Origin of the sequence: Arthrobacter sp. HMWF013 (assembly GCF_003061105.1) — a bacterium.
Taxonomy (GTDB): Bacteria; Actinomycetota; Actinomycetes; order Actinomycetales; family Micrococcaceae; genus Arthrobacter.
This window is the reverse complement of sequence record NZ_QAIQ01000682.1, coordinates 1-5,587: the sequence shown is the minus strand read 5'-3', so window position 1 is coordinate 5,587 and position 5,587 is coordinate 1. Positions and strand designations below refer to the sequence as shown.

General features: G+C 65.6%; 5 protein-coding genes. 2 read left to right on the top strand and 3 right to left on the bottom strand.

Features of this window, described 5'->3' with window-relative positions; translation table 11 throughout:
- On the bottom strand, window positions 1-251 hold a 251-nt coding region (locus DBR22_RS25030; RefSeq protein WP_258229391.1), incomplete at its 3' end, for an IMP dehydrogenase.
- 109 nt (window positions 252-360) lie between these two features.
- Here DBR22_RS25030 and DBR22_RS22080 point away from each other — a divergent pair.
- Entirely contained in the window at window positions 361-981 is a 621-nt protein-coding gene (locus DBR22_RS22080; RefSeq protein WP_108600749.1) for a hypothetical protein, read from the top strand.
- Here the strand turns inward: DBR22_RS22080 and DBR22_RS22075 are convergent.
- Entirely contained in the window at window positions 967-2,826 is a 1,860-nt protein-coding gene (locus tag DBR22_RS22075; protein ID WP_108600739.1) for an ABC transporter ATP-binding protein, read from the bottom strand. The two genes, DBR22_RS22080 and DBR22_RS22075, sit on opposite strands and share 15 nt — an antisense overlap.
- A gap of 131 nt (window positions 2,827-2,957) precedes the next feature.
- Window positions 2,958-4,469 (bottom strand): IMP dehydrogenase, encoded by a 1,512-nt coding sequence (guaB, locus tag DBR22_RS22070; RefSeq protein ID WP_108600738.1) that lies wholly within the window; start codon window positions 4,467-4,469, stop codon window positions 2,958-2,960.
- Between the two features lie 303 nt (window positions 4,470-4,772).
- Here guaB and DBR22_RS22065 point away from each other — a divergent pair.
- The coding region (locus DBR22_RS22065; protein ID WP_108600748.1) for a DUF389 domain-containing protein at window positions 4,773-5,587 on the top strand (815 nt) is incomplete at its 3' end.

Here is a 5,587-nt window from a genome sequence, read left to right as displayed (position 1 = left end):
GTCCAGAGGCCCTCAAGGTCCAGCACGCCAAGTCCGCCGAGCCTGCCAAGGGCGATGGCCGTTTCCGGAGACATGGCCGAGTCCATCGGGGCGGCGATCACCGGCATGTCGAACTTATAGGCGTCGATCTGCCATGAGACAGACACGTCCTTGGGGTCGCGGGTGCGACGGTTGGGGACAATCGCAATGTCATCCAGGGAGTAGGCACGACGCCCACGCTTGCCACGGCCGATCTCGATCTCGTAAGTCACTGCTCTAGGTTATCCCAGCGGCGCCGCTCCCCCGGGACCCGGCGGCATAGACTGGGCCCACGCCAGCGGGGTGCCCTGGCCGAACTGCAAGGTGAGGGTGCTGGTGGGGATGGGCAAACGCTGGATCTTCGACGGGCACATCGCCGGCATCGGCACCGCCACGGGACTGCGGGCGGTCGTGGGCCTCTGGCAGCAGTCCCCCTTCGGGGCCTTTGCCGACATCATGGTCCAGCACCCCTCAGGGCACCGTGTGCTGCTCGCCCCCACACGGGAAGTGGCCGGCTTCATCTCCTTCACGTACAGCTTTGACGAAGTCATGGTGGTGGAGGTGGGCGCACGCCTGGCAGATGGGCAGTTAAAGGTCGACGCCGGCCCGCTGGGGCTGCGGGCCGGAATGGGACGCAGGACCCTCCTTGGCACCGCGTTACTGGCAGTGCCGCGGCCCCTCGCCGTGCATCCGGCATGGTTGCGGGCGATCAGTCCTGCCGCCGCAGTGCTCAGCCCGGGCGCCCGGACCTCGGGAACTGCCGGCAGCGGCAGGCGTGAGTATTACGGGGTCAGCGATCTGCACCACATCAGCTCCGCCGTCGTGAGCTGGGACGGCGTGGACGCCGGGGCACTGGCTCCCGTCCGGCCCGGTGTGACCTTCGGGTTCAGCAGCGTCCCGCCGCGGCCCAGCCTTGCCCGGGTCCGCACCACCGTGGTGGAACCAGTTTCAGACCCCTTCTGACTCCTCAACACTCAACTGGGATTCGAACATCCTGAAGTAGCGGCCCCGCATGGCCACCAGTTCCTTGTGCGTGCCCTGCTCCACGATCCGGCCGTCCTCGAGCATGTAGACGATATCGGCCTTTTCGATGGTGGCGAGCCGGTGGCTGATGGCGATGATGGTGCTGCCGCGGTCGGCGAACAGCCGGGTGAAAATGCGGTGCTCGGCGAGCGCGTCGATGGCCGAGGTTGGCTCGTCCATCACCATGAATTCGGCGTTCCGGTAGAAGTTCCGAGCCATGGCGAGCCGCTGCCACTGCCCGCCGGAGAGTCCGCTGCCCTTCCGTCCGCGCGGATCCTCCATCCAGTTGCTGACGTGGTTGTCCAGGCCGTTGGGCAGCTTGTTGATGAACTCAAGGGCCTCGGCGTCTGCCGCCGCCCGCCGGATCCGGTCATCGTTCCGTGGCGAATCGACGTCGCCGAAGCGGATGTTGTCCGCAGCTGTAGCAAACTCGTACTTCAGGAACTCCTGGCTCAGCACGGCCAGATGGCGGTGCCACGAGGTGACATCGACGGCGGCGAGATCGACGCCGTCGAGCATTACCTGCCCGGAGTCCGGGGCGTACAGCCCGGCCAGGATCCTGATCAGGGTGGACTTTCCGGCGCCGTTCTCCCCCACGATGGCAATGTGCTGGCCCTCCCGGATGGTCATGCTGATGCCGCGGATCACTTCCAGATCGCTGCCGGTGTAAGTGAAACGGATGTCCCGGAGCTCGACGGTCTTAGGTGCCTGCAGCAGCGGCGGGGCATGGCTGGAGTGGACCGGCAACGCCATGAACACCTCGTAGTCCTTGAGGTTCGCCAGGTCCTCGTCGATCGAGCTCAACGACGACACCAGGTTGTTGGCCGTGGACAGGGCGCGGCTGACAATCTGCTGGACGTAAAGGAACTGGCCCACCGGCTGGGCGCGGGCGATGATCTGCCCCACCACCCAGATCAGCGACACCACTTCGGCGCCATACTGCAGGGCGTCGGCGGCCAACTGCTTGGGGATATAGCGTTTCTGGAAGTCCAGGCGCCGGCGTTCGTCAGCATCCCGCAGCCGGGACCTGAAGTCCATCAGGTAGCCCACAATCCCGTACAGGCGCATCTCGGCGATGTGCTGCGGGCGGAGCAGGTTCGTTTCGATCATCCGGCGCTGGCGCCTCGAATCCACCTGCGTGTTCCAGTGGGCGATCTGTTCGCGCGAGAGCTTGAACTGCAGGTAGACGCTGGGCACAATCGCGATGAGCACAATCACCGCGATCCACCAGCTGACCAGCAGCAGGGCACCGATCGCCAGGATCACCGAGACCAGCTGGGTGAAGATCGCGGCGATGCGGTCCAGCACCCTGGCGTAGGAATCGGAGAACCGCTTGGCGCGGTCGTACAGGTCCACGGTCTCTTTGTCGTCGTAGCGCCAGAACTCCAGAGCCAGGAAGCGCTCGTACATCTGGTCGCCGACGATGGCGCCCACCTTGAAGCTCATCAGCTGCTGGATGTAGCGGTCCACGCTGCTGAAGGCACCCCAGAACAGGCCCAGGGCAGCGGTGATGATGACGTAGACAATGGCCTGCTGGCCGGCGGCGGCATCCCCTGAGTACGCGGCAGCCAGTGCCGTGGTGGTGAGTGCCGCGAAGTACGTGGTCACCAGCGGCAGCATGGCCGAGATCAGCGACCCCGCAACCTTCATCACGACGGCGGCCGGAGAGGCCCGGAAGCTGACGCGCAGCACCTGTGCCACGGCCCGGGCATAGGGCCTCAGGGCCAAACGCCGGCGCGCATCCCTCTTGGGGTTCAGTTCGGCAGGGTGGCGGGGTTCGGACATGGATTCAGCCTAGTCTGGCGGGCAGAAGCAAACAGGCCGCGGGAATGTTCCCCGCGGCCTGTGCCGGTGGTGGGCCCACGGCGCCCGGGTTCCCTGGCCGCAGCGAACCAAGGTCAGGGAGGCGCTGGGGACTAGCGTGAACCGTAGTTCGGGGCCTCCACCGTCATCTGGATATCGTGCGGGTGGGATTCCTTGAGGCCGGCAGGGGTGATACGGACGAACTTGCCGCGGGCCTTGAGCTCCGGGATGGTGGGCGCGCCGGTGTAGAACATGGTCTGGCGGAGGCCGCCCACCAGCTGGTGCGCCACGGAAGCCAGCGGGCCACGGTAGGCCACGCGGCCTTCGATGCCCTCGGGGATGAGCTTGTCATCGCCGGACACGTCAGCCTGGAAGTAGCGGTCCTTGGAGTAGGACGTGTTCTTGCCGCGGGACTGCATTGCGCCGAGTGAGCCCATGCCGCGGTAGCTCTTGAACTGCTTGCCGTTCACGAAGATCAGCTCACCCGGGGACTCGTCACAGCCTGCCAGCAGCGAACCGAGCATCACGGTGTCAGCGCCGGCAACCAGCGCCTTGCCGATATCGCCCGAGTACTGCAGGCCGCCGTCGGCGATCAGCGGAACACCGGCCGGGATGGCGGCCTTGGCGGACTCGTAGATGGCGGTGATCTGCGGAACACCCACGCCTGCCACCACGCGGGTGGTGCAGATGGAGCCCGGGCCAACGCCCACCTTGATGCCGTCGGCGCCGGCGTCAATCAATGCCTGCGCCCCCTCGCGGGTGGCAGCCTGGCCGCCGATGATGTCCACATGCGCTGCCCGCGGATCCGACTTCAGGCGGCGGATCATGTCCAGCACACCCTGGGAGTGGCCGTTGGCGGTGTCGACGAACAGGGCGTCGACGCCGGCGTCGATCAGGGCCATGGCGCGTTCCCAGCCGTCACCGAAGAACCCGATGGCTGCGCCTACGCGGAGCCTGCCTTCGTCATCCTTGGTGGCCAGCGGGTACTGCTCGGCCTTGGTGAAGTCCTTGGTGGTGATCAGGCCCTTGAGCCGGCCCTGCTCGTCAACGAGCGGCAGCTTTTCGATCTTGTTCGTAGCCAGCTTGTGGCTGGCTTCCTCACGGCTGATGCCGACATGGCCGGTGACCAGCGGCATCTTGGTCATCACGTCGCTGACCAGCCGCAGCGGGAAGTCGGCCTCCGGGACAAAGCGGGTGTCCCTGTTGGTGACGATGCCCAGGAGACGCATGCCTTCATCCACGACGGGAAGGCCGGAGACGCGGTACTGCGAACAGATCTCGTCCAGTTCCGCCAAGGTGGCCTCGGGGCCGATGGTCAGCGGGTTGGTAATCATGCCGGACTCACTGCGCTTGACCCGGTCCACCTGGTCTGCCTGGTCCTGGATGGACAGGTTGCGGTGGATGACGCCCAGTCCGCCCTGGCGTGCCATAGCGATGGCCATCCGCGATTCGGTGACAGTGTCCATGGCCGCGGAAAGCAGCGGGGTGTGGACCGTGATCCGCTTGGAGATCCGCGAGGACGTGTCGGCGTCGGACGGGATAACGTCTGTGTGTCCCGGGAGAAGCAGGACGTCGTCGTACGTCAGGCCGATGAAGCCGAAAGGATTGTGCTCGGGCTGGGTCATGAGTGCGCCTCTTACCTTTGGTTACTGGTCACGGGTAGGGGTTGCAGCTAATGACCAGCCCGTCATTACGGGACTGGTCCGTGCAGGGCCTTAACAAGTCGGTTGCTCAACACACGGGAACCATGCGTCAAAGCGTTGAGTAAATATTAGAACCTCCCGGCCGATCCCCCTATTCCGGGAGGCCAGTGTGAGCAACCGCACGCGCTATTATCAGGCCCGCGTGGGTTTCAGCCGCGTCACAACCATCACGGTCCTCCCGCAGCGCACGCACTAAGCTGGCCACAACCAGGGAAGGGAGCCGGAGTGATTGTCCAGCTGCGGGTTTGCGTGCCGGAACAGTTGTCGGCAGTAACGCTGAAGACGTGCCGGGACCACACGGGTACGGCCGAGCTGGCCTTCTTTCCCGGCGCGTCCGTGGTACCGCCAGGTGATGTCATCGAGCTCCAGATCGCCAGGGAATCGGTGGAGGCACTCCTTGAGAAACTCGATGTCCTGAAGGCCCGGGATACGGGGTCGATCCTGATCTCAATGCCCGAACTCGTACTGTCCCGGCGCGCGGACCAGGCGGAATCCTCTGCCCCGGGGGACGGTGCCGACGCCTTGATTTGGGATGAGGTTACTCGCCAGACCGGCGAGGATTCGAGGCTGACATGGAGCTACCTGGCCTTTCTCGTCCTGGCCACCCAGCTCGCTGCGATCGGCATCGTGACCAATTCGACGATCGCCATTGTGGGCGCGATGGCGGTGGGGCCGGAGTTCGGTCCCCTGGCTGCACTGGCGGTGGCAGTTGCCCGGGGCCAATGGAGGCTGGGGAGGAGGGCCGCCATCGCACTTGGCGCCGGTTTCCCGGTGGCCATGCTGCTGGCGGCCCTGACTGCCTGGCTGTCCGTCCCGCTCGGACTCTTCCCGGCCGATGTCCTGGATAAGGGGTCCGCCGTCGAGTTCATTTACCATCCGGGTCCGTATTCACTGATCGTCGCGGTCCTTGCCGGCGCCGCCGGGATGCTGTCGGTCATCAGCCGTCGTTCGGCAGCGCTCATCGGCGTCTTTATCTCGGTCACCACGGTCCCCGCGGCCGGATTCGTGGCGGTGGCGCTGGTGTTGGGCGAGTTCCAGAA